Here is a 750-nt window from a genome sequence, read left to right as displayed (position 1 = left end):
CAGCATCGCTTCGCTGTCCACCTCGACTTCGACCGGCATCGGTTCGCTTTCGACTGGTCTCAGCACCACCAACAGCAATGTCGCTTCACTGTCGACTTCCACGTCGACCGGCCTTTCGACCGCCAACAGCTCGATCGCCTCGCTGTCCACGTCGACCTCGACCGGCATCGGCTCACTTTCGACTGGTCTGAGCACCACTAACAGCACCGTCTCATCGCTCTCGACTTCCACGTCGACCGGTCTCTCGACGACTAACAGCTCGATCGCTTCGCTGTCCACCTCGACTTCGACCGGCATCGGCTCGCTGTCCACCGGACTGAGCACCACCAACAGCACCGTCTCGTCCCTCTCGACTTCCACCTCGACTGGCCTGTCGTCGGCTAACAGCAGCATCGCTTCGCTGTCCACGTCGACCTCGACCGGCATCGGTTCGCTTTCGACCGGCCTGAGCACCACCAACAGCACCGTCTCGTCGCTCTCGACTTCCACGTCGACCGGCCTCTCGACCGCCAACAGCTCGATCGCTTCGCTGTCCACGTCGACTTCGACCGGCATCGGTTCGCTTTCGACTGGCCTCAGCACCACCGACAGCACTGTCTCGTCGCTCTCGACCTCTACGTCGACCGGCCTCTCGACCGCTAACAGCAGCATCGCTTCGCTGTCCACGTCGACTTCGACCGGCCTCAGCACCACCGACAGCACTGTCGCGTCGCTGTCGACTTCCACGTCGACCGGTCTCTCGACCGCCAA

General features: G+C 62.7%; 1 protein-coding gene. It reads right to left on the bottom strand.

All coding sequences use genetic code 11. From position 1 onward, the window contains the following. Nucleotides 1-750 (bottom strand): hypothetical protein (locus tag AC1RQF_RS33405; protein ID WP_492874408.1); only part of this gene is annotated, 750 nt, incomplete at both ends.

The sequence above is a fragment of the Burkholderia sp. GW821-FHT14F03 genome (assembly GCF_058803765.1).
This window is presented reverse-complemented; position numbering and strand designations above follow the sequence as displayed.